Annotated in this window: 19 protein-coding genes; 4 read left to right on the top strand and 15 right to left on the bottom strand. The window is 50.4% G+C overall.

Features of this window, described 5'->3' with window-relative positions:
- Positions 1–2 precede the first annotated feature (2 nt).
- The 7 genes from rplF to KD147_RS16215 all read right to left on the bottom strand — a co-directional run bounded on the left by rplF (position 3) and on the right by KD147_RS16215 (position 4,792).
- Positions 3–536: a 50S ribosomal protein L6 gene (gene rplF / locus KD147_RS16245; RefSeq protein WP_105253479.1), complete on the bottom strand. Its 534-nt coding sequence runs from the start codon at positions 534–536 to the stop codon at positions 3–5.
- 12 nt (positions 537–548) lie between these two features.
- Complete coding sequence (gene rpsH / locus KD147_RS16240) at positions 549–941, bottom strand: 30S ribosomal protein S8 (RefSeq protein ID WP_212548535.1); 393 nt, start codon at positions 939–941, stop codon at positions 549–551.
- 21 nt (positions 942–962) lie between these two features.
- A complete protein-coding gene (gene rpsN / locus KD147_RS16235; RefSeq protein WP_105189438.1) occupies positions 963–1,268 on the bottom strand; it encodes a 30S ribosomal protein S14 in 306 nt (101 codons plus the stop codon).
- A gap of 10 nt (positions 1,269–1,278) precedes the next feature.
- A complete protein-coding gene (gene rplE, locus KD147_RS16230; protein WP_105189439.1) occupies positions 1,279–1,818 on the bottom strand; it encodes a 50S ribosomal protein L5 in 540 nt (179 codons plus the stop codon).
- Positions 1,819–1,833: 15 nt separating this feature from the next.
- Positions 1,834–2,148 carry a 50S ribosomal protein L24 gene (gene rplX / locus KD147_RS16225; protein WP_105189440.1) on the bottom strand — a complete coding sequence of 105 codons (315 nt, stop codon included), beginning with the start codon at positions 2,146–2,148 and terminating at the stop codon, positions 1,834–1,836.
- A gap of 10 nt (positions 2,149–2,158) precedes the next feature.
- A complete protein-coding gene (gene rplN, locus KD147_RS16220; protein WP_105253480.1) occupies positions 2,159–2,527 on the bottom strand; it encodes a 50S ribosomal protein L14 in 369 nt (122 codons plus the stop codon).
- Between the two features lie 330 nt (positions 2,528–2,857).
- Complete coding sequence (locus KD147_RS16215; RefSeq protein WP_212548534.1) at positions 2,858–4,792, bottom strand: AsmA family protein; 1,935 nt, start codon at positions 4,790–4,792, stop codon at positions 2,858–2,860.
- Between the two features lie 285 nt (positions 4,793–5,077).
- On the opposite strand from KD147_RS16215, the gene KD147_RS16210 reads away from it, so the two are divergent.
- Positions 5,078–6,244 (top strand): hypothetical protein, encoded by a 1,167-nt coding sequence (locus KD147_RS16210; RefSeq protein ID WP_212548533.1) that lies wholly within the window; start codon positions 5,078–5,080, stop codon positions 6,242–6,244.
- Positions 6,245–6,677: 433 nt separating this feature from the next.
- Here KD147_RS16210 and KD147_RS16205 read toward each other — a convergent pair whose 3' ends face one another.
- The 3 genes from KD147_RS16205 to KD147_RS16195 form a co-directional block, all read right to left on the bottom strand.
- Complete coding sequence (locus tag KD147_RS16205) at positions 6,678–7,010, bottom strand: zinc ribbon domain-containing protein (protein ID WP_212548532.1); 333 nt, start codon at positions 7,008–7,010, stop codon at positions 6,678–6,680.
- Positions 7,011–7,033: 23 nt separating this feature from the next.
- Positions 7,034–7,534 carry a hypothetical protein gene (locus KD147_RS16200; protein ID WP_212548531.1) on the bottom strand — a complete coding sequence of 167 codons (501 nt, stop codon included), beginning with the start codon at positions 7,532–7,534 and terminating at the stop codon, positions 7,034–7,036.
- A 117-nt stretch (positions 7,535–7,651) separates the two neighbouring features.
- Positions 7,652–8,161 (bottom strand): hypothetical protein, encoded by a 510-nt coding sequence (locus tag KD147_RS16195; protein WP_212548530.1) that lies wholly within the window; start codon positions 8,159–8,161, stop codon positions 7,652–7,654.
- Between the two features lie 809 nt (positions 8,162–8,970).
- Here KD147_RS16195 and KD147_RS16190 point away from each other — a divergent pair.
- Positions 8,971–9,651: a TorF family putative porin gene (locus KD147_RS16190; RefSeq protein ID WP_212548529.1), complete on the top strand. Its 681-nt coding sequence runs from the start codon at positions 8,971–8,973 to the stop codon at positions 9,649–9,651.
- A 76-nt stretch (positions 9,652–9,727) separates the two neighbouring features.
- Here the strand turns inward: KD147_RS16190 and KD147_RS16185 are convergent, their stop codons facing one another.
- Positions 9,728–10,615 (bottom strand): aldo/keto reductase, encoded by an 888-nt coding sequence (locus KD147_RS16185; RefSeq protein ID WP_212548528.1) that lies wholly within the window; start codon positions 10,613–10,615, stop codon positions 9,728–9,730.
- Positions 10,616–10,649: 34 nt separating this feature from the next.
- On the opposite strand from KD147_RS16185, the gene KD147_RS16180 reads away from it, so the two are divergent.
- A complete protein-coding gene (locus tag KD147_RS16180) occupies positions 10,650–11,540 on the top strand; it encodes an endonuclease/exonuclease/phosphatase family protein (protein ID WP_212548527.1) in 891 nt (296 codons plus the stop codon).
- Here the strand turns inward: KD147_RS16180 and KD147_RS16175 are convergent.
- Together KD147_RS16175 and KD147_RS16170 are read right to left on the bottom strand one after the other, a co-directional pair.
- Positions 11,537–15,121 carry an ABC transporter permease/M1 family aminopeptidase gene (locus KD147_RS16175; protein ID WP_212548526.1) on the bottom strand — a complete coding sequence of 1,195 codons (3,585 nt, stop codon included), beginning with the start codon at positions 15,119–15,121 and terminating at the stop codon, positions 11,537–11,539. The two genes, KD147_RS16180 and KD147_RS16175, sit on opposite strands and share 4 nt — an antisense overlap.
- A gap of 9 nt (positions 15,122–15,130) precedes the next feature.
- Complete coding sequence (locus KD147_RS16170; protein ID WP_105253489.1) at positions 15,131–16,015, bottom strand: ABC transporter ATP-binding protein; 885 nt, start codon at positions 16,013–16,015, stop codon at positions 15,131–15,133.
- 170 nt (positions 16,016–16,185) lie between these two features.
- Here KD147_RS16170 and KD147_RS16165 point away from each other — a divergent pair, with 170 nt between their 5' ends.
- Positions 16,186–16,863, top strand: coding sequence for a nitroreductase family protein (locus KD147_RS16165; protein WP_212548525.1), 678 nt, complete (start codon positions 16,186–16,188; stop codon positions 16,861–16,863).
- Here KD147_RS16165 and KD147_RS16160 read toward each other — a convergent pair.
- The gene (locus KD147_RS16160) at positions 16,858–17,913 is read right to left on the bottom strand and encodes an efflux RND transporter periplasmic adaptor subunit (protein WP_212548524.1); all 1,056 of its coding nucleotides are present in this window, start codon (positions 17,911–17,913) and stop codon (positions 16,858–16,860) included. The genes KD147_RS16165 and KD147_RS16160 overlap by 6 nt on opposite strands.
- Positions 17,903–21,172 (bottom strand): efflux RND transporter permease subunit, encoded by a 3,270-nt coding sequence (locus KD147_RS16155; RefSeq protein WP_212548523.1) that lies wholly within the window; start codon positions 21,170–21,172, stop codon positions 17,903–17,905. The genes KD147_RS16160 and KD147_RS16155 overlap by 11 nt, the downstream gene beginning before the upstream one ends.

The following is a 21,172-nucleotide window of genomic DNA, read 5'->3' as shown; positions in this document are numbered from 1 at the left end:
CCTTACTTCTTCTTAGCCTCTTTACGACGCACGTGTTCGTCAGCATAACGTACACCTTTACCTTTATAAGGCTCTGGCTCACGGTATGAACGAATGTTCGCAGCAGTTTGACCAACTAGCTGCTTGTCTGCGCCCTTAACAACGATCTCAGTTTGACTTGGAGCTTCAATAGTGACGCCCGCTGGGATCTCGAAGTTTACTGGGTGTGAGAAACCTAGAGTTAGATCTAGTACGTTACCCTTTACCGCAGCACGGTAACCAACACCTACAAGCTGTAGCTTCTTCTCGTAACCGTCGTTCACACCAACAATCATGTTGTTGATAAGTGCACGAGCAGTACCAGCTTGAGCCCAAGCGTTAGCAACGCCTTCAACTGGGGTCGTTTTGATTACGTTTTCTTCGAATGAAACTTCAACAGCCTCGTGGATCGTACGGCTAAGTTCACCGTTCTTACCTTTAACTGTGATGTCCTGGCCTTTTAGCGTGATTTCTACACCGGCAGGAACATTAATAGGTGCCTTTGCTATACGCGACATAGTCCCCTCCGATTACGCTACAAAGCCAATGATTTCACCGCCAACGCCAGCACTACGTGCGGCACGGTCAGTCATTAGGCCTTTAGAAGTTGATACGATAGCGATACCTAGACCACCCATTACCTTTGGTAATTCGTCACGCTTCTTATAGATGCGTAGACCAGGGCGGCTAACACGCTGGATGTTTTCGATTACAGCTTTGCCTTCGAAGTACTTAAGTTCGATAGCAAGCTCAGGCATAGCACCTTCAGTTACAGAGTAACCAGATACATAACCTTCGTCAGTTAGCACTTTAGCAACTGCTACTTTCAGCTTTGAAGATGGCATTGAAACAGAAACCTTCTTCGCAGTCTGGCCGTTACGGATACGTGTGAACAAATCCGCAATAGGATCTTGCAAGCTCATTGTCTTACTCCCGTGATTCTATTACCAACTAGCCTTTTTAAGGCCAGGAACTTCACCGCGCATAGCAGCTTCGCGTAACTTGATACGGCTTAGGCCGAACTTACGAAGATAACCATGTGGGCGGCCCGTGATGTTACAACGATTACGTTGACGTGCAGGGCTAGAATCACGCGGTAGACTCTGAAGCTTCAGAACCGCGTCCCAACGCTCTTCATCTGATGAATTAACATCGCTGATGATAGCTTTAAGAGCTGCACGCTTTTCAGCGTACTGTGCTACTAACTTAGTGCGCTTTGCTTCGCGCGCTTTCATTGAATTCTTTGCCATAACCCTACCCTTATTTCTTGAATGGGAAGTTAAACGCTTCTAACAACGCACGGCCTTCATCATTCGTTTTCGCAGAAGTTGTGATAGTGATATCAAGACCACGAACGCGATCTACTTTATCATAATCAATTTCTGGGAAGATGATTTGCTCACGTACGCCCATGCTGTAGTTACCGCGACCGTCAAAAGACTTAGCGCTTACACCACGGAAATCGCGAATACGCGGGATAGCGATTGAAACCAAACGCTCAAAAAAGTCCCACATACGCTCGCCACGTAGGGTTACTTTACAACCAATTGGGTAACCTTCACGAATCTTAAAGCCTGCAACTGACTTGCGAGCTTTAGTGATTAGAGGCTTCTGACCAGAGATTGCTTCTAGATCAGCAACAGCGTTTTCTAGAATTTTCTTGTCAGCTAGGGCTTCGCCCACACCCATGTTTAATGTGATCTTTTCGATCTGAGGGACTTGCATGACAGAGCTGTAACCAAACTTCTGTTGAAGTTCTGCTACTACTTTGTCTTTATATACTTCATGCAGTTTCGCCATCTTCTACTCCAACTATTAAATAGTTTTACCAGTAGATTTGAAGATACGCACTTTCTTGCCATCTTCAAACTTGAAACCCACACGATCTGCTTTACCCGTTTCCGAGTTGTAGATCGCAACGTTTGATACGTCGATAGACGCTTCTTTCTCAACAATACCGCCAGCTTGGTTCAACTGAGGAACAGGCTTTTGGTGCTTCTTGATAAGGTTTACGCCTTCAACAAATACTCGACCAGTTTCAGTTACAACTGAAAGCACTTTACCGCGCTTACCTTTGTCTTTACCGGCTAGTACGATTACTTCGTCATCACGACGGATTTTTGCTGCCATGATCGACTCCTTATAGTACTTCTGGTGCTAGTGAAACGATCTTCATGAACTTTTCAGTACGAAGTTCACGAGTCACAGGGCCGAAGATACGAGTTCCGATTGGCTGTAGGTTATCGTTAAGGATAACTGCAGCATTGCTATCGAAACGGATCAAAGAACCGTCTGGACGACGAACGCCTTTTTTGGTACGCACAACAACAGCGTTTTTAACATCACCTTTTTTAACTTTGCCGCGTGGAATCGCTTCCTTCACAGCAACTTTAATGATGTCACCAACCGATGCGTAACGACGGTGTGAACCGCCAAGGACTTTAATACACTGCACTTTGCGAGCGCCGCTGTTATCAGCAACGTCCAGCTGAGTTTGCATTTGGATCATTTTAGATGCTCCGGTGTAGTTACAAACAGCCTAAATTTCTTTAAAAATTAAGGCATTAAATATCGTTTCCGCTCAAATATCAGGCAACTTTAAGGTCACACGACGTCTGAGGGCGGGCAATTGTATCAGTAATGACGCACAAAAGGTAGGCTAATTTTTAATTAATTTCCCGGCCAAGGGGCTGTATCTACACGCATATTCACCTGCGGAAAAGACCCTTATACCGGCCACTTTCTTGTTGTTGTCATCGAATTGCACCAAGGTTCAATTGGTTACAAAACAAACAGGGCGCTTAATGCGCCCTTTTGCTGAATATTGATATGGGGTCAATTAACCACCAAACAAGCCTTTGAGTTTATCTTTTACCTTGTCTTTAACTTTTTCTTTGGCTTCTTCTTTGGCCGCGTCGGCCACGTCTAGCTTAATGCCGACATCATGGAAGGGGCCCTTGATACGCATCGGAATTTTAAAGCCGGTGCTCTCGTCCGTGGTACCCTGGCCTTCGATGGAATCTACAATACCGGTAACCAAACGATAATTCACCTTGGTCGCCGGTAAGTCCACCTCACCTTCACCCGTGATACGAATAAGCGGGCTCTGCAAAGACAAGTCCGAGTTGGTTCCCACACCATTGGTAAACGTCATGCTGCCGGTGAGGGCGGTAAAGTCGGTTTTTTGCGACTCGTCATAGCCGGTATTTAAACCATCGGCCAGCGCTGCGGTATTACCCTTGATCAATTCCTTGGCTTTACGCACCAGCTCGGCCACATTGGCGCCTTTAACCGCACCGTCGGCAAAATTAAAGCTCAGTTTACCGGCTAGGGCATTCACAAAGTCTTTTTGACTTTGACCGCGTGTGCTCAACTGCCAATCAAGAGAGCCCTTACCCATCAGCTTATCGAACTTGGCCGCATCGGTCAGTAATGGCTCGGCATCGATACCGGCCAGGCTAAAGTTAGTATTGAGCTGATACGGCGTCTGCTTAGCATTGAGCATTACAGTGCCCTTACCCTGACCTTCATAGGCCACGAACTTATCCATGCTTAAATTCGCCACGGCATTTTGCAGTTTCAGCGTGAACTGGTTTTCACCTAGGGTAATATCCCGCGCCTTTAAGCCGCTTGAGCGCACAACCACGTTGGCATCCAGGCTGTTTAATGCCGATAGGTCCATCTTGGTATCATCCCAAACAATGGGCTCGGCCTTGGCATCATCGGCCGGCTTTTCGGCAGGAGTCTCTGTCGGCTCGGGAAGATAAGGGTTTAAGTCCAGCATGCCCAGATCTACATTGGCATTGACCGCCAAACGCTCACCCAGGTTAATGGTGCTCATCCCTTCAATGGCAAGCTCATCCAGCTTGGCCACAAGTTTATTAATGGTGAAGGATTGTCCTTGCAATTGCATGGCGCCATCGACGCTAAAGGCATTAAAGGCGTTATCCTTGGCATTAAGGTCAACGCCCTGCCACTTGGCGATGTCTTTGACCGAATCACCATCAAGGTGCAAGGTACCGCTAATATTTTGACCCTGCTCGGCGATTTGTCCCTTGAATTCAACATTAACCAGTTTAGAGTCAACCGATTTGGTTACCGCAAATGGCCGCCCTTCAATGGCCTTAATGGGGTTATCGACCACCACATCCAGGTTAAAGCGTTGCGTCATATAGGTAATGCCGCCCTTCAGCTCAAGCGGTTTACGCAATGATTCCAACAATACCGCCAGTTCCAGATCAGATATTTGCTGCTTGGCGCCGGTTTGGCCATCAAGGTAGGTAAATTGACCGCCATAGATGGCCACCTCACCAAGTTCGACATCAAAGCTTTCGGGAAGCGTAATCTGCCCAGACTTCGTTTGCTCTGGTTGCTGCTCGGCCACCTTGTCGAACAACTGCCAGTTGCCCTTGCCTTGTGCATTGGTCTCCAGCAAGATATCCGGCTCGCGAATAACGAATTTATCCAACTTCACCTCACCGGAGAAGAGTGAGCTCCAGGGGATATGCACATCAAGCTGCTTCATGGTCGCCATATTGGCGCGCGAGCCGTCGGCCATATTACTGAAGCTGACATCATTGAGCTCCAGGCGCAGCGACGGGAAAATCGCTAAGTCTTTATCGCCGGCTATGGTCAGAGTACGGCCAGTGGTTTTCTCCACCTCTTCGGACACCTTAGTGAAAATGGCATCGACGGGGATAAAAAATGGAATCGCGATCAACAAGCCGATGATCACAACAATAATAATACCTAATACCTTGGCAAGGGTTTTCATGCTTAACCTCGTCCTTTTTAGAAAACACTATTTGGTTTATCGCCTTTTAGCATAACCTATTGGCTATAAAAGTGTAATTGTAGTCAAGATGGATGAATATATGATGATAGTTGCACCACTAATCAACAAGCAATACGCCGTTTGCTTACTCCCTGTACCTCAGCCCTTAGGTGCTGGGCGTTAATTACACAAATGTCAATATTGCAACAAAACTCAATCTCAGTATGATGCACAGCCCCGTTATTGACGGGCTGTAATGTATCAAGCGGAGCTGTAGTACCTAGCATGAAGAAGTTGCTTATCTCGCCATCAAAAATGGCGCTGGCAGAACAAGAAAGTCAGATTTATCAGAATATCCTCAAACAGGCGGCGGACATCAGTCTTAACCTGATGGCGGTAAAAGTAGAGAACCACCCTGAAGACTTTCTCGGCTGGGCCTATGAGCTGCTTGATGTGGTCACCGAGCGCCTCAACTTCGATTTACTAGAGCCAACGCAACTGCCCACGGTCAAAAAACTACAAGCCCAGCTAAAGGACGCGATTAGCTTTTTACAGCTAAAAACCCTGCGCATCGCCCCTTGGCCGGTGATCTGTGCGTATCTGGATCAGAATAAGGAACGCGTACTGTTAGATGAGCACCTGAGTTTAGCCGAGCATATCGCCAGCATTAAAGCGACGCCGTTACAGGAAATGAGTAAGGAAGATCGCCTAGCCTTTGTCGGCAAACACACCGCCGCTCATGACCCTGCGGTTTATCGCTTTGATGTGGAGTTCTTCGCCGGCATCAAAAACAACAAGGCCTTTGCGCAAATTCTTGACGACCAACCGCAGGCGGTCGAGGCAGCCCTGGCGCATATCCCACTTACCGACGAAGTCAGCCTTGAGCATTACCAGGCCTTTGTGCTTGCTTATCTGCAACTCTTTAGCGGCAGCGATGACAAGCCAACCCTGGCACCGGCCACCCGCCTATTGGCGATGCGCCGCCCCGATGTGTTCACGCCCATTACCAATGCCAAAAGTGATACCCTATGCGCAGCATTGAATGTGGCCAGGTTGAATAACCGCGATTTCGAACGCTACTGGCAAGACATAGTTTGCACCCTGGCCCGTCAGCCCTGGTTCGCCATGGCGCAAGGGGATAATGAGCAGGAACAGCGCCTGGCCGAAATTAAGGCCCTGCTTCCGTGCCTGTTCTACTACTTCGATAAAAACGCCATGGAGCAATCCAACTACTTTAAGCTGTTACACAAGCCTAAGGCGAGCCCGGCCAGCGCCAACAGCACGGCGAGAAAGCGCTCAAAAGAGTCGGCGGCCCTGCTGGTCGACCGCGCCCTGGCCGAAGAAGGCATGCCCGAGCATATTCGCGCTAAGCGTGATTCGATTATCAGTGAAGTGGAAAAAGGCCGCAGTGTGGCGGATACCATTAGCTTGATGCGGGCTATTTTTGGGTAACAGTTAGTTATTTGTCGGTGCGCCAACGGGCGCATCATTTGTAGGTCAGGTTTCAACCTGACAACCTTACATACGCTGTTAGATCTTGTCGCGTTGGCGACGACAACCAAAGAGGGAGTGATTCGACTCCCTCTTTGGAAACTCCGCGAACCCGTGATTCGCTAATGCTTACGAACTCAGCGTTTTGTTAAACGTTCCGCTTTGCTTTCAACACGGTTTAACGAGGTGTCCTACCTCGGTAAACCTAGCTCGATATCCCTATCTCGCTGTCTCGAGCACACTCCACAACAAAAGCCGATTTCTCCAGCGCGAATCAAAACGGGAGATCGCTCCCTGTGAATCTTGAGATTTCCGATAGGACGCTAAGCACCAATAGCGGACGGTGAACGCCGGGCTCAACGGCCGGAGGTTATTGGCACCTTGTTAGGTGCATCTATGATTTGGGGCGGGTAAGCATTACGAATAGTCCAAGAATGATATCGCCAAAAACCCATAGACCTATGATCATTGCCGCACCCAAACCCGTTCCAATTGCAGCACCTGCTTGTTCGGCTGTACTACCTGCAGTTTGAATAGTCTCGCTCGCTGCTCCCATGCCTGCAACAAGCCACCACCCCATAAGTAAATTAAATACAATGAACGTATATTTGATGATTTTGCCAAAAAATCCTCGTTTTGGCTTTCTTAGCTGAACCCCACATTTTGCGCAATTTAATGCAGAATCACTTACGTCAGCTGAACATTCAGGGCATGCGATTAGTGCCATTTAACTTCTCCTTTTTAATGAAATTATTTAACTTCTAAAACTTTCTTTACAAAGCACGAGGACTTTACTGCTTGTGAATGCATAAAGCCCATATTGAAGTTAGGATATCTTTTCTTACTTCCGTGTTTGACAACTTCATAGATAGTTCGATTGTTACTATCTATTTCAGTGCCACTCTTTGCAAAATGGTTACATTCAATTTGAATATCTTTAACATCAACATCATTGTTGTTTGTAATAATGAAGTCAACTTCCATAATTGAACCAAAGGCTTCTTTAGTCCATGTGTATTCCAAATCCATGTTTTCCTCTAGAGGCACTTTTTCGACCGCAAGAATTTCAGTATTTTTTCTCTTTGGCGAGTTAGCAATGCCAATCACTATCAAAGCTATAAAAAATATTCCGACCCAGTGGATAATACTGAGTTTCTTAATTCTTTTTCCACAACCCGGGCATTTTTTGGCCGATTTTGAAACACTCTTATTGCAGCCTGTACATTGAGTAAATAAGCTTTCACTGCCCATATATTATCCTTTCTCGAATTAAGTCCTACACATAACGCTTGCCTAACCGGCGTAAATTAGCGACGAAGGAGCGCAGCCTGCTGTTTTGCGTCCTTTGGTTTAGGCACTTGTTATATTTTAATACAACCCATAAGAGAACTCAGAATGAATTGCTTCAAGATAATCCTGTCTTAACTTTGGGTCAACATCCCACCAATTCAGCTCTTCTGTAGTAGCATCCATTATATTTTTTAATGCGGCATTGGTTTTGGGACCAAAATACATACTATTTAAAGTACTAACAGCTAAGAATTCAGAGTTTAGATCTGAAATTATTTTACGAGTTTTAATCCATTCGCTCGACTTTCCAACCCCTTTTTCTCCATAACTTAAATCAATACCATAAGCTATGTAGTTAACTGAAATGTAATCAACTTTATTTAATATCAAAGCAGTTCTTTCTATTAACTTTACCCGTTGGTCCATTACTTTTTGGTTTAAGTTAATCTTCGTTGTTGTTTCCCAAAGTAACTTTTCATTTTTAGTAGATAAATTTGAACTAATTAGCGATCCCGCTACTGCCAGCCCGCCACCTAAGACTATTAATAATACTTCCCGTAAAAATGATTTTGTTTTTTCCGAGGGCAAAATTGACTCCATGATTGATAAAAATATAACAATTTAATATCGAGCGATTGGGTCGTTTTTCTGCCGCAATCTGTCTCGTTTTTGTCCTATGACCATTGATAACAGATTTAGTAAGTGCATACCAGCATTGAAGTTACGCTACATTGCTCGAAACGTGGACACGACAAAAACGACCCATTGGGTCGTTTTCCTGACTATGGGAGAAACTCAACGATTATGGATGTATACACAGTGATTTCGGTTGAAGGATGAGCATCAGCTATTCGCTCTAATCGAACTTACAGTTTGCGTTAACCTAAATTGAAACACAGATGTATCAGCTAAATCCCGTTAAAATTCGCGCTGAAGAAATCGGCTTTTGCTGCGAAGCGTGGCTAAGACAGCGAGGCATGGATGCCGAGCTAGATTTATCGGCACAGGGATGTGCCGTTAAATCGCGTCGCAGCCTAAGCGTAGCGCCTAGCAAAAACCTGAGTTCGGAAGCATGTGCGAATTACGGGCGCCTTGGGGTTCATAGGGGTGGTTGGCGTAAACCACCCCTATGGCGCTGTCGCCGCCGCGACAAAATCTAACCATAAAAATCGAAGTCGACGACCCGGCAAAGCCAATTCAAAGCCCATGCTTAAAATATGTGCAAAAGCATAAAATATGCACCACCAGAGTGCATCCGCACTCCCCCGCCCACCAGCCAACACAGCTCAAAATACCAACAAGCATCTGAAAAATAGTAACTTTTAAAAAATATTCCGTTATTGGCACACGCCTTGCCAACTAAGTATTCAACACAGCGTTACTACAGGAATGAGAAAATGAACAAAAAGAAATACGCGCCGGTGCTGGCTTTGTTGGCACTGTCCCTTACCCCACTGGCCAGCCAGGCGGAAGTCACCGCCAACGTCGCCGCCAGTTCTAACTATTATTGGCGCGGTGTTACCCAGTCGGACGATGGGGCGGCGGTATCCGGTGGCATCGACTACGCCTCCGACACCGGCTTTTATGCCGGCACCTGGCTGTCTAATATCGATTTCGGCGATGCCGCCAGCACCAGCTATGAAATGGACTTGTACGCAGGCTTCGCCGGTTCGGTCGACGACATAGGCTACGATGTCGGCTATATCTATTACGCCTATCCGGATGCCGAGGGAGATATTGGTTTTGGTGAGATCTATGGATCGGTGAGCTGGCAATGGCTCAGCGCCGGTGCCAGTTACCTGGTCAATGCCGAAGGCGATGCCACCGACGAAGAAGACATGCTCTACCTTGAGCTCAACGCCAGCTTTACCATTTTAAAAGATACCGAACTGGCGCTTCACTTCGGCCATTCCAGCGGCGATACCGTGGAGGAATGGTACGGTGAAGACGACAGTTACATAGATTATGCCGTCAGTATCAGCAAGTCGGGTTTTACCTTTGGCCTGCTGCAAACCGACCTGGACGCGGATGACGATTTAAAAGCGTATGTTTCATACAGCTTAGACTTTGAGCTTTAAGCTTAAAGTCATACCCTCTTATTGTTGCTGCAAACCGGGGCCGTAAGGCCCTTTATCTTTGCTGCACCATAAGGAGCTAGGGCACCGCATGCCCTGTCGAGGCTTCCCAGATACGGTACCACTGTTCTCGGGTAAGACTTAACTTTTGTGCATCCACCGCACTTCGTACACGATCAATATTGCCGGTACCCAAAACCACCGCCGGATTACTAGGATGTGTAAGCAACCAGGCATACACCACCTGATCTAGGCTAGTCGCCCCCACTTCCTCACCAATAGTCGCTAAACACGCTTGTAGCCTGAGAGCCTTTGCATCATCCTCTGCGAACAAGCGCCCACCCGCCAATGGCGACCAAAGCATAGGATTTTGGCGCAATTGCTGACACTGATCCAAGGTGTCATTATCCAGGGCCTGCATATTATAGGGTGAAAGTTCGACCTGATTGGTGATCAGGGGGAAATCTAGACGAGACTGTAACAAGGCAAACTGACTGGTCGTGAAGTTAGACACACCAAAGTGCAGCACATCTCCTTGCTGCTTGAGTTGTGTAAAGGCCTCGGCTACTTCATCGGCAGCCATTAAATAATCTGGACGATGGATCAATAAACAATCAAGACGGTCGGTACCGAAATTACGCAAAGACTGCTGGGCACTGGCCACTATGTGTTCGCGGCTAGAGTTGTAATGATTAACCTGCCCCGGAACCGCTTTTTCACCCTGTTGCAGCACGATTCCGCACTTGGTAATTATCTTGATCTGCTCTCTGATGGCCGGTTGTAATTTCAACACCTTGCCAAAGGCGACTTCACACTGGTAATGGCCATAAATGTCAGCGTGATCCGTGTCTGTGATCCCTAAATCGATGCATTGCTGCAAAAAAGAGAGGTTTTCCTGCTCGCTGCGCTGCCAATCCAGCATACGCCAAAAGCCCATTATCAAGGGAGAGAGGAGTCGGGAGGTCATACTTTGCATCCTAGAAAATTTTTGCCACTATAACATGGCCTGTCCACCGCGTTTCAAGGGCGTACCTACTTTGCCTAGCTTGTATCTATTACTCCTGCTTCTCTATTTACAATGGCAACAAGCCGTGCTGCCGGAGCAGGTTAACAACACGGCTGTTAGTGCTAATTCGCCAGCGCATTGTGCCCAGCCCTTGGCACAGCCATCGGCACTGCCTCCTACTTTAGCGCAGCAGGTCATCCCCGCAGACATCAAGGTGCTGAGTTGGAACATTTATAAGGCGAGTCATCCGCAACTGCTTCCAGATTTACAGCAGCTGGCAAAACAGGCAAACGTGCTGTTATTACAAGAAGCCTATGACGATCCCATGTTTGATGCGCTCAAGCCTTATGCTCGTTTTTCACCGGGATACAGAAGCTACCGGCAACAAACGGGGCTGACTCTGCTCAGTGATTGGGCGCCCCAGTTTCACTGCCGCTTTTATCAACGCGAGCCTTGGCTCAGAACACCTAAAGCGTCGAGTGTAAGCCGTTATGCCGTAGCAAACGGCGTCTCATTACTGGTGATCAATATGCACGGCATCAACTTTACTCTGGGCATTGCGGATTATCGGGAACAACTCAACCGTTTAGCCAAATTGGTAAAACTGCACCAGGGGTCGGTAATTTTTGCTGGCGACTTAAACACCTGGAGCGATGAGCGCTGGCGGTTAGTGCATCGCACACTGTCTGATTTAGGCATGCAACGCGTGAGTTTCACGCCAGATCACCGCACAACCGTGTTCGGTTTACCCTTAGATCATATCTGGATAAGAGGCGTGACCCTCACCTCGGCGCAAACGCTGGAGCGCACGAGTTCGGATCACAACCCACTATTGGTATCTGTTCATATCACCACCGAGGAACCCGGCGGTGATAAACAGCATTAGAGTTTCTTGATGTTATTGGCGCTGTCTCTATCGACCAGCTTCACCAAGGGGTCAACCCCGGCATAGCTCGGCTTCTTGTCTACATATAGCTCCAGGGTATTTTCACCACTGGTGAGCTGATGCTTTTGCAGATAGATCACCGCGTCCTCGGCGCTCAACTTCTCCGGGTCCTCGCTAAACAAGCCAATATCCACCAGCTGTGCCATGGGCTGCTCGGTTTCATTGCCCTTGCCATCGGCAAATGCCTTTTTAGCCGTTACCGTTAGCGTGACCTTAAACTTGCCATCGGCATCGGCCTGCTCGGCCACTTCCACCTTTTCCACGCCCAGCTCAAACAGGGTAATGCGCTTAAACTGATCATCGATAAAGGCCTGTTCCTGTTCGTCGGCATCCGCTTTGAGGTAAGACAACAAATCCAAGGTGGTCGGATAGGGGTCGTCTTTATACTTAAAGGCCTGTAAAAATGCCTTTAACGCCTCATTGATACGCTCTACACCAATGCGATCGGCGATGGCCATCATCACCACAGAACCCTTTTGGTAGTGTAGGTACTGCTGGTTCTCCGAGCGATACAGCGGCATTTCTTCATGGGCTTCTCGGGTTCGCCCTTGCAGGTAGCGATCCAGCTCATACTTTAAGAACTTACGCAGCTTTTGCTCGCCATACTTTTCACGCAACACCTGAATCGCGCTGTATTGCGACAGGGTTTCGGAAATAACCGCCGAACCTTGTACATCGGCTGCACCCACCTGATGACCCCACCACTGGTGCGCCACTTCATGAGCAGTCACATAATAAGGCGCATCGATATCGTCCGCATCACGCAAATCGGTAATAAAGCCGATGTTCTCCGAATAAGGCACGGTATTGGCAAAGCTTTGCGCAAACGAGCGATAGCCGGGGAACTCCAAAATACGTAACTGCTTGTGCTGGTACGGGCCAAAGGCCTGGGTAAAGTAGTCGATGGAGTCCTTGGTGGACTGGATCATGGTATCTATATTCCAGGCATGGTCGCGATGATAGTACACCTCGATATCTATGCCCTTATATTGTTCCTTCTTCACCTCAAGCTGGGCCGACATAATGTTATAGAAGTGCACCATGGGCGCATCCATCTCATAACGGAAGGTGCGGCGTCCACGCTCCTCGTCCACCTCTTCATGTTGCAGGTAACCGGGCGCGATGGCGAATTGATCCAGACTCGTGCTAATGGTGGCGCTAAAGTCGATAAAGCCCACACCCTGGCCAAAGAAGCTTTGCTGGTAATAACGGCTGTCTTTAAGGTCATGGGCACGCTCCAGTTCCGGCAGGCCGCGCTTGCGACGTTCATTGCGGTCTTGCAACTCATAGTCGCCACGGTAACCAAATACCGGGAAGAGTTCATAGTTATTGATAAAGGTGCCATTCTCAACCAATTGGGTATCAAAGCCACTGTTCTTAAAGCCCTGATGTTCGCGCACCACGGACATTTCACCCGTGCGCGTTTCACCCGGCTGTAACGGGGTATCAAATTCATACCACCAGGATTTAAACTCGCTGAGCTCCTCCCCTAGATGCCCGCCCTCAAGGTTAAGCTGCCACTGGGAGCTAAATCTTGGCTTGCTTACCAGAAAACGGCTGATGGACTGCTCACTGGTATTGGTAAACTCCACCTCGGCCTTGGCTACCATGCGGCGCTCATGCGGGTAAATATCCGCGGTCACATCCACCTTGGTAATTGCGGGAATAGGAGCATCCTTATACTGCACCAGTTGTTGCTCGTACTGGGCGCGCAGGTCCTCGTTTTGATCCTGGGTTTGGTAATCGTTCAACACCCGGGTGTTATGATAAATCCAGCTGCCGCTGGCGACAAAGATCACCAGACCACAGGTCGCTACCAACTTACCCTTACTCCCTAAGTGATAACCCAGCAAACGCAGGCGCGACAGCAACGTCTGCTGCGGACCACGGTGCCACAGGCCATAGCCCAGGGCCGCTAAGACCAGGGTTAAGCCCAGCCAGTATAAGTTGTACCAGTGCACCCCGGTTAAGAAGTGACCATAGGTATTCAAATCGGAATAAGGTGCCGCCGGCGAAGAGGCAAAACGATACATATTATGGCTAAAGCCGTAATTGCTTAGCACCATATTCACGGCGTAATAGATGATAAACAGCAGCATACCCACGTATTTATTCGGGCTGATCACCTGGAAGAAAAACGCCAATATGGTGGTCATCACCAAAGGCACCATGGTCAGGTAACCAAGGCGGAACAAATACTGGCTCAGTTCGATATTAAACTGCCCCTTCACCAACTGATAGGTGATGGTAAAGAGCATACCGGCACCGTAGAGCAGCACCAATACCGTGGTAATAGCCAACAGCTTTGACGCCCAAAACACCAGGTTATGGGTGGGGTAAGAGTCGATAATGTCGCCGAAGTTAGAATTGCGCTCACGCCACACCACCTCGGCACTGTAATACACCAGGATGATGATCATAAACATGCCCATCACCCCCTTGATCAGCGGGATCATCGCCTGGGTCAGCGGCCAGTTTGAGGTGCCATACCATTGACCCGGCACCAACAAGGGCGAAATCAACATAAACAGAGTCAGCGCCGCGAGAATCATAAAGGGCGCGCTAAAGACCACCTGAACTATCTCGAAACGGGTACGTAGTAAGAACTGACTTTTAGTGCTGATCTGCGCCGGGCGCACGGCAATCTTGTTGCTGAGCGCCTGCTGCGCGCGTTTAAGCATGGAAGCGGAAGCCTGCTGCGGCTTTTTATCCTTGCCGCCGCTTTGATAACCGCCTTTAAGGCCCATGGTGACAAAGAGCACCACGGCGACACTCAACCAAATCAAACGGTTATAAAGTACATTGCCTTCCAAGGCCAAGGTTTGCGTGTCTTTCTCTGCCACCGTCCAATAGCGGGTGGCATCCATAAAGGCACCAAAACCGAAGGGGTCGAACAGCGCCGCCCATAACCGGAACTCCGGCTGCTCGAAAAACACCGACACCACGTTATAACCGATAAAGAGCACCACGGCTGCGATATACACGGCCATCATGGTACGAAAACGCAGCGCCGCCACATGACAGCTTACCGCCATCACCAATAGGGTGGGCACCGCCAAGATCATAAAGGGCTGCAGGTAATACTGCAACTTGTTGGGGGCCAGTAACTCAGGGTCTAGCCAGCCCATCAAAGAGCCGAACCAGGTACCGAGAAAGATCCCTAGCGGCACAAAGGCAAAAACCAGCACGGTGACACAAAAAGCCCCTAGGAAGCGGCCGAGGTGATAACTGCGCTGGGCTATGGGTTTGCTGTACACCAGCTCGGCCATCTGTTCGCTGTCGTTGCGTATGGTCGAGGAGGCGACGAAGTTCACCACGGCAAACAGGGCAAAGATCAGCAGCACCACCATCATCATCAAGATGGTATAGGGACTGTTGGCGTTCACATTGCTGCCGCCTATTTGCACCTTATCGGAAACGGTGGCGAAAAACGCCAGCAAAAAGAACAACAGGCTGGACACGTAGAATGATGGCTGGCGCACAAAATAGCGCAGCTCAAAGGTGAGCATTTTTAACAACATAACCCCTCCTTAGGCCGATGCTGCCAGGCGTTGCTGATGTAAGGTCGAGAAGTACACGTCTTCCAGGTTGCTGGCCACGGTCTCAAAGCCTTCCGGGGCTTGCTCGGCAAACACATGCAATATGGTGTTACCAGCAAACAAACGCTTGGAAATCACCGGCAGGTTTTGTTCGAGCTCTTGTGCTTCTTGCTGGGTGACCACTTCTTTACGCCAGATACGGCCGTTAAGCTGTTGCGTCAGGTCGATGGGGTTGCCCTTAAGCAGGATTTCGCCACCGGCCAGTACCGCCATGTTCGGGCACAGCTCGCTGACATCATCAACGATATGGGTGGAGAGGATCACCACCTTTTGCTCACCCAGGCTCACCAAGAGGTTATGGAAGCGGTTACGTTCCTCCGGGTCAAGGCCGGCGGTGGGTTCATCGACAATCAACAGATCCGGGTCGCCTAGCAGCGCCTGGGCAATGCCAAAGCGCTGGCGCATACCGCCGGAAAAACCGCTCACCGACTTGGACTTGTGCTGATACAAATTGGTATGGGCAAGCAGACCTTCCACCACTTCTTTACGCTCCTTGGCCTGATCTAAGCCCTTAAGAATGGCCAGGTGATCGAGCAGCTCATAGGCGCTAATACGTGGGTACACACCAAAATCCTGGGGCAGATAACCCAAACGGCGACGAATTTCCTGAGGCTGATTAAGCACGTCGATACCATCGAAGGTGATGCTGCCGCTGTCGGCGCTTTGCAGTGTCGCAATGGTTCGCATTAGTGACGATTTACCCGCGCCATTGGGGCCTAAAAGACCGAACATCCCCTTGGGGATATCTAAGTCCACTCCCTTTAAAGCCTGTACACCATTGCTGTAGGTTTTGGTAAGACCTTGAATTGTTAGCACCTGATTGTCCTTAAATTAGCTTTATTATTATCAACCTAAAGTTATATCACAGGGGCAATTAGGTACAAAGGTGAAGTAAATATTAATAATGTAAACAATTATGACAAACACACTTGCCGCCAATTTTTTAAATCGGTATAAAAAATAATTACTTATTTAAAGGAGCGCCCATGCAACCCCATGAACATCGGCCCTTAACCGACTTTATTGAGTTTCCTGAAACTGAAATGCAGGCCCGTGCCGACGAATTTCTGGCAACCTCAAAACGCCGCCGCAGTATTCGCAGCTTCAGTGACCGCCCGGTGGCCAAAGAGCTAATCGCCACCTGCATCAAAGCCGCGGGGACCGCGCCCAGCGGTGCCAATCACCAACCCTGGCACTTCGTTGCCATTGAGTCGGCGCAGATCAAAAAGCAGATCCGCGAACAAGCCGAGCAATTGGAACGTTCTTTCTACGAAGGCAGGGCCGGCCAGGAGTGGCTTGATGCCCTCAAACCATTGGGAACGGATTCACAAAAGCCCTATCTAGAACATGCACCCTGGCTGATTGCGGTATTCAGTCAAAAGAAAGGCGGGATACACAGCGAAGACAAGGGCACCAACTACTATGTGCACGAATCGGTGGGCCTAGCCACCGGCTTTTTAATTCAGGCCTTACATCGAAGCGGACTTGCCACCCTCACCCATACGCCCAAGCCCATGAGCTTTCTTACCGATATTTGCGGACGCGATAGAGACAATGAACGCCCCTACATGCTGATTATTGCCGGCTACCCGGGCGAGGATGCGACCATTCCTGAACATGCGTTGCAGAAAAAGTCGCTCGACGAAATAGCTACGTTTTTATAGCTGGTTGGGCTGTGCCTCCACGGCGATTTCATCGCCGGGGCGCAGGCCGCTGAGAACCTCAACCTGATCGCCAATCACTCGTCCAAGGCGCACATAGCGACGTACCAGCTGCTGATTCTCCACCACTAAGACCATATCGAGCTGGCCGTAGCTGTGCACCCACTGCGGCGAGATCATCACCGCCTCATGCTGAGGCAAAGGCAACTGTAGCTGGGCATAAAGACCGGGCAGCAACTGCGCATTTTTAGGGGCCGCCATGCGCACCAGCAGCGAGCGCGAGGCGCTGTCGGCGGCGGGCACGATTTCCACCAGCTCTGTGGCCTCGCTGACACCCAACGCCGGGACCTCCACCTGACGCATATCGCCCAAGCGCAGATTGACCGCCTGGCGCTCACGCACCGCAAATTCCAGCTGGAGTTGCTGCGGATTATAGATGGCCAGCAAATCACGCCCCGGTGTGGCGGTGTCGCCCGGCTCGGCAAAGCGCTCTACCACGCGCCCGGAAATGGGCGCGGTAATGGTGGCATAACTCAGGGCTACTTGTGCCTGTTGCTGGCGCTGCCTCGCCTGCTGCAAGCTGGCGGATAAATTATCATGATTGGCGGTGGCCGCATCGATATCACTTTGCGCAATGAGCCCCTGGGCAAAAAGCTCCTTGGCACGCTGCAATTGCTTTTGCGCCTGGGTAAACGACGCCTGCAGCGCCTGCACCTGAGCCTTAGCCTGTTGCAACTGAGTGGTCAGTTCTTGCTCGTCGAGACGGATCAATACCTGGCCCTGCTCCACCATATCGCCGGCACGCACGGAAATTTGCTCAATTTGTGCCATTACCCGTGCCGCCACCTTGGTATTTTGCTGGGCAATCACCTGCCCGGGTACGGCCTCATAAGCGACCACCGACTCACTGCCAACGCGCTGGGTTGGCCCGCTATAGGGCGCGGGCGCCTGTTTTGTTCCCGGCGCCAGATGTTGATCCAGCACCCCGGAAAACCAAAGAATCGCAGCGACTAAGAAGCCGACCACAAGGACAATCACTAACTTAGGTTGCATGCGTGTGTTCCTCATCAGCAAAAACCAGGTAGTACACTAGTGGCACCACCAATAAGGTAAATAAAGTGGAGGCAATAATGCCGAAAATAATGGCAATGGCGAGACCGCTGAACACGGGGTCAAACACAATCACTATGTTGCCCAACAAGGTGGTACCCGCGGTCAACAACACCGGACGCATACGCACTCGTCCAGCGGTCACCAATGCCTCCTTAATGGCCATGCCCTGGGCCCGAGCCTGGTTAATAAACTCAACCAAAATGAGCGAGTTACGCACCACTATGCCGGCCAGGGCTATCATTCCTATCATGGCCGTGGCTGTGAATAAAACCGGCTCCGGCGCACCGGCAACCTGGCGCTCGCCAAACTGATTCAGCAGCCAGAAGCCGGGCATAATGCCGATCACGGTCAAGGGAATGGCCGACATGATGATCAGGGACAAACTCATGGAGCGGGTTTGCACACGCAAGAGCACCAAAATGGCCGCCAGGGCAAAGGCAAAGGCAATGCCCATATCGCGAAAGACATCTATGGTAATTCGCCACTCGCCTTCCCCGCTAAAGGAGACATCCACTCCCGGGGGCAACTGCCAGGATGCGGTACCTCCGGGGCTAAAGAAACTACGTTGCTGCCAAGGTACTGTGTCTACATCTTCGCTGCCCTGATCGGCACTTAAGTCGGCGATCACTTCCGCCGGGGTTCGCCCGTTGAGCTCGGCGGTGACATAGATCACCCGGTTTAAATCCTTGCGCATTATCGCCTGCGGGCGCGGTTGCAGCTGAAACTCACCGACCTCGGATAAAGGCACCAGGGGTTGCGGTGCACTCACCAGGCCGAGATCATTACTGGTCTGGCTAATTTGCCTTTGCCCCTTCACCTGCAAGGCCAGTAAATGAGCCTGGTCGCGCTGGGCATAGGGAAGCGAGACGCGAATGGGCAACATTTTTGCTTCTTCGGTCACATACAGGGCACCTACCTCCTTGCCCTGCACCGCCACCGTTAAGGCATCGACCACATCGGTTGTACTCAAGGCCGACAGCGCCGCCTTGGTTTTGTCGGTGACAAAACGCAGCTGTTGCTGCTGACGCTCCAAGGTACTATCCACCTCCACCACATGGGGTTCCTGGCGCAAACGCTGAGCTATTAACTCGGCGCCAAGACGATGCTGTTGCTCGGTGACAAAAGGCTCGGCATACACTTCGGCGACCAGGGTACTAAGTACAGGCGGCCCGGGCGGCACTTCAATCACCTTGATACTGATGCCGTTATTGGCCAATGGCGCCAACTGCTGGCGCAAACGTAACACCACCGCATGGGATTGATGCTGACGTTCGGTTTTGTCGCGCAACAAGATGCGTAACTCTCCCAGGTGTTCACCATCACGGCGATAATAACCTCGCACCATGCCATTAAAGTCCATGCTTGATGGCTGACCGGCATAAGCGGCTATGGTTTGCACCTCTTTCAATTGCCAGCTCAGTGCCTGCACCTTGCTCAGCAGCGCCGCGGTATCCTCCAGCGACGTGCCCTCGGGCATATCCACTAATACCTGTACTTCGCTCTTATTGTCGTAGGGCAATAGTTTTAACGGCACCGCACGTAGCAGTGGCAAACAGGCGCTGAGCACAAACAAGACCAGTACCACCAGCAGCATGATCTTGGCGCGGCTGCGACGCAGTAAAAAGTAGTCCAGCATCCGGGTATAGAGATTGGCGGCCTGGGCTTTTTCGGCCACCTCATCGTCCTTGGGTTTCAGGATTTTCATCGCCAGCCAGGGGGTCACAAAAAACGCCACTAGGGTAGAGAGGGCCACGCTTATCGGCACGTTAAAGGCCATGGGCGCCATATAGGGCCCCATCATCCCGGTAATAAAGGCGAGTGGGAAAAAGGCCACCATAATGGTCAGGGTCGACATCAATAAGGGGGTGCGAATTTCCGCCATGGCCGCGACGATTCTGTCCTGCACACTGCCTTTATGGCTAAAGTAACGGCTGATGTTGTCGATGCCGGTGATCGGATCGTCCACCAACAAACCTAAGGCCAAGATCAAGGCAAACAGGGTCACCCGGTTGATGGTGTAACCGAACGCCCAGTCAAAACTTAGGGTCAGGCCGTAACAAATGGGCAGCGCTAAGGCGATCACTATGGCCGGGCGCCAGCCCAGGAAAACGCCGATAAAGAGTACGACCGTGACTATGGCAAATACCAGGCTGGCCCCCAGGTTATTGACCTTTTCATTGGCGGTTTGGCCATAGTCGCGCAGCGTTACCACCTTGACCTCGGGGGGCAAGAGTTCATCTTGCAACTGCTGCATTAGCGCATGAACATCGCGGGCCACCGCCACCGCATTGGCACCGGCCTGTTTGGCCACGCTCAGGGTGACCATGGGTAACTGGGGCTGGCCATCCTGGGTTTGCAGCCATTGATAATGCCGGGCTTCACCAGGCCCATCAATTATGCTGGCAACGCTATCAAGGCGCACCGCCTGACCATTGACCACATTGACCACCAGGGACTTAAGCTGCTCGAGGGAGCGCAAGGCATCGCCCCCTTGCACTTGCAGGCGCCAGTGGCCCTGAGCGTCCTTAACCTTACCCACGTCCCGTAATTGATTGGCAACGCTCAAGGCATAAAGTACATCCGCAATCGTCGTTTTATGGGCATTCAGGGCGGCGCTGTCGAGATAGATATTGGCGGTGCGGGTACGCCCGGTGATCACCTTAACTTCACTGGTGTCTTCGAGCCGCTGCAATCGGGTGGCCAGCTCTTGCGCCATGCGGGTCAGTTGATAATCGTCGTAGAGCTGCGGCTCATTGCTGTATAGCCCCAGCATAACGATGGCCACGTCATCCACTTCGATAGGTTTAATCTGCCATTGGCGCACCACCGCCGGCATGGTGTCCTGATAAGCATAAAGCTTGGCATAGGTGTCGATCAGGGCCTGCTCGCGGGAGTGACCCACCTCGAAACGTAAGGTGCTGACCAGACCACCATTTTGGGTGGCCGAATAGATATGCTCGACCCCCTTGATCTGCGCCAGCAGCTTTTCCAGCTCCACGGTGACCAGGCGTTCGACCTCGGGCGCCTCGATATTGCTGACATCAACCAGGATATCGAACATGGGCACGACAATTTGCGGCTCTTCTTCGCGGGGCGTTTGCTGCAGTGCAAAGGCGCCTGCCACCAAGGCGATAATAAAGATAAATAGCGGCAAAGGCCCGCCCAGGCTGGTCCTCACGCCCTGATCTAACCAACGCAT

The organism is Pseudoalteromonas sp. BDTF-M6 (genome assembly GCF_018334135.1).
GTDB lineage: Bacteria > Pseudomonadota > Gammaproteobacteria > Enterobacterales > Alteromonadaceae > Pseudoalteromonas.
This window is presented reverse-complemented; position numbering and strand designations above follow the sequence as displayed.

What these genes read in the sequence shown, in the direction of transcription:
- rplF (WP_105253479.1), bottom strand. Translation starts at nt 536, where the DNA reads ATGTCGCGTATAGCAAAGGCACCTATTAATGTTCCTGCCGGTGTAGAA.
- rpsH (WP_212548535.1), bottom strand. Translation starts at nt 941, where the DNA reads ATGAGCTTGCAAGATCCTATTGCGGATTTGTTCACACGTATCCGTAAC.
- rpsN (WP_105189438.1), bottom strand. Translation starts at nt 1,268, where the DNA reads ATGGCAAAGAATTCAATGAAAGCGCGCGAAGCAAAGCGCACTAAGTTA.
- rplE (WP_105189439.1), bottom strand. Translation starts at nt 1,818, where the DNA reads ATGGCGAAACTGCATGAAGTATATAAAGACAAAGTAGTAGCAGAACTT.
- rplX (WP_105189440.1), bottom strand. Translation starts at nt 2,148, where the DNA reads ATGGCAGCAAAAATCCGTCGTGATGACGAAGTAATCGTACTAGCCGGT.
- rplN (WP_105253480.1), bottom strand. Translation starts at nt 2,527, where the DNA reads ATGATCCAAATGCAAACTCAGCTGGACGTTGCTGATAACAGCGGCGCT.
- KD147_RS16215 (WP_212548534.1), bottom strand. Translation starts at nt 4,792, where the DNA reads ATGAAAACCCTTGCCAAGGTATTAGGTATTATTATTGTTGTGATCATC.
- KD147_RS16210 (WP_212548533.1), top strand. Translation starts at nt 5,078, where the DNA reads ATGAAGAAGTTGCTTATCTCGCCATCAAAAATGGCGCTGGCAGAACAA.
- KD147_RS16205 (WP_212548532.1), bottom strand. Translation starts at nt 7,010, where the DNA reads ATGGCACTAATCGCATGCCCTGAATGTTCAGCTGACGTAAGTGATTCT.
- KD147_RS16200 (WP_212548531.1), bottom strand. Translation starts at nt 7,534, where the DNA reads ATGGGCAGTGAAAGCTTATTTACTCAATGTACAGGCTGCAATAAGAGT.
- KD147_RS16190 (WP_212548529.1), top strand. Translation starts at nt 8,971, where the DNA reads ATGAACAAAAAGAAATACGCGCCGGTGCTGGCTTTGTTGGCACTGTCC.
- KD147_RS16185 (WP_212548528.1), bottom strand. Translation starts at nt 10,615, where the DNA reads ATGACCTCCCGACTCCTCTCTCCCTTGATAATGGGCTTTTGGCGTATG.
- KD147_RS16180 (WP_212548527.1), top strand. Translation starts at nt 10,650, where the DNA reads ATGGCCTGTCCACCGCGTTTCAAGGGCGTACCTACTTTGCCTAGCTTG.
- KD147_RS16175 (WP_212548526.1), bottom strand. Translation starts at nt 15,121, where the DNA reads ATGTTGTTAAAAATGCTCACCTTTGAGCTGCGCTATTTTGTGCGCCAG.
- KD147_RS16165 (WP_212548525.1), top strand. Translation starts at nt 16,186, where the DNA reads ATGCAACCCCATGAACATCGGCCCTTAACCGACTTTATTGAGTTTCCT.
- KD147_RS16160 (WP_212548524.1), bottom strand. Translation starts at nt 17,913, where the DNA reads ATGCAACCTAAGTTAGTGATTGTCCTTGTGGTCGGCTTCTTAGTCGCT.
- KD147_RS16155 (WP_212548523.1), bottom strand. Translation starts at nt 21,172, where the DNA reads ATGCGTTGGTTAGATCAGGGCGTGAGGACCAGCCTGGGCGGGCCTTTG.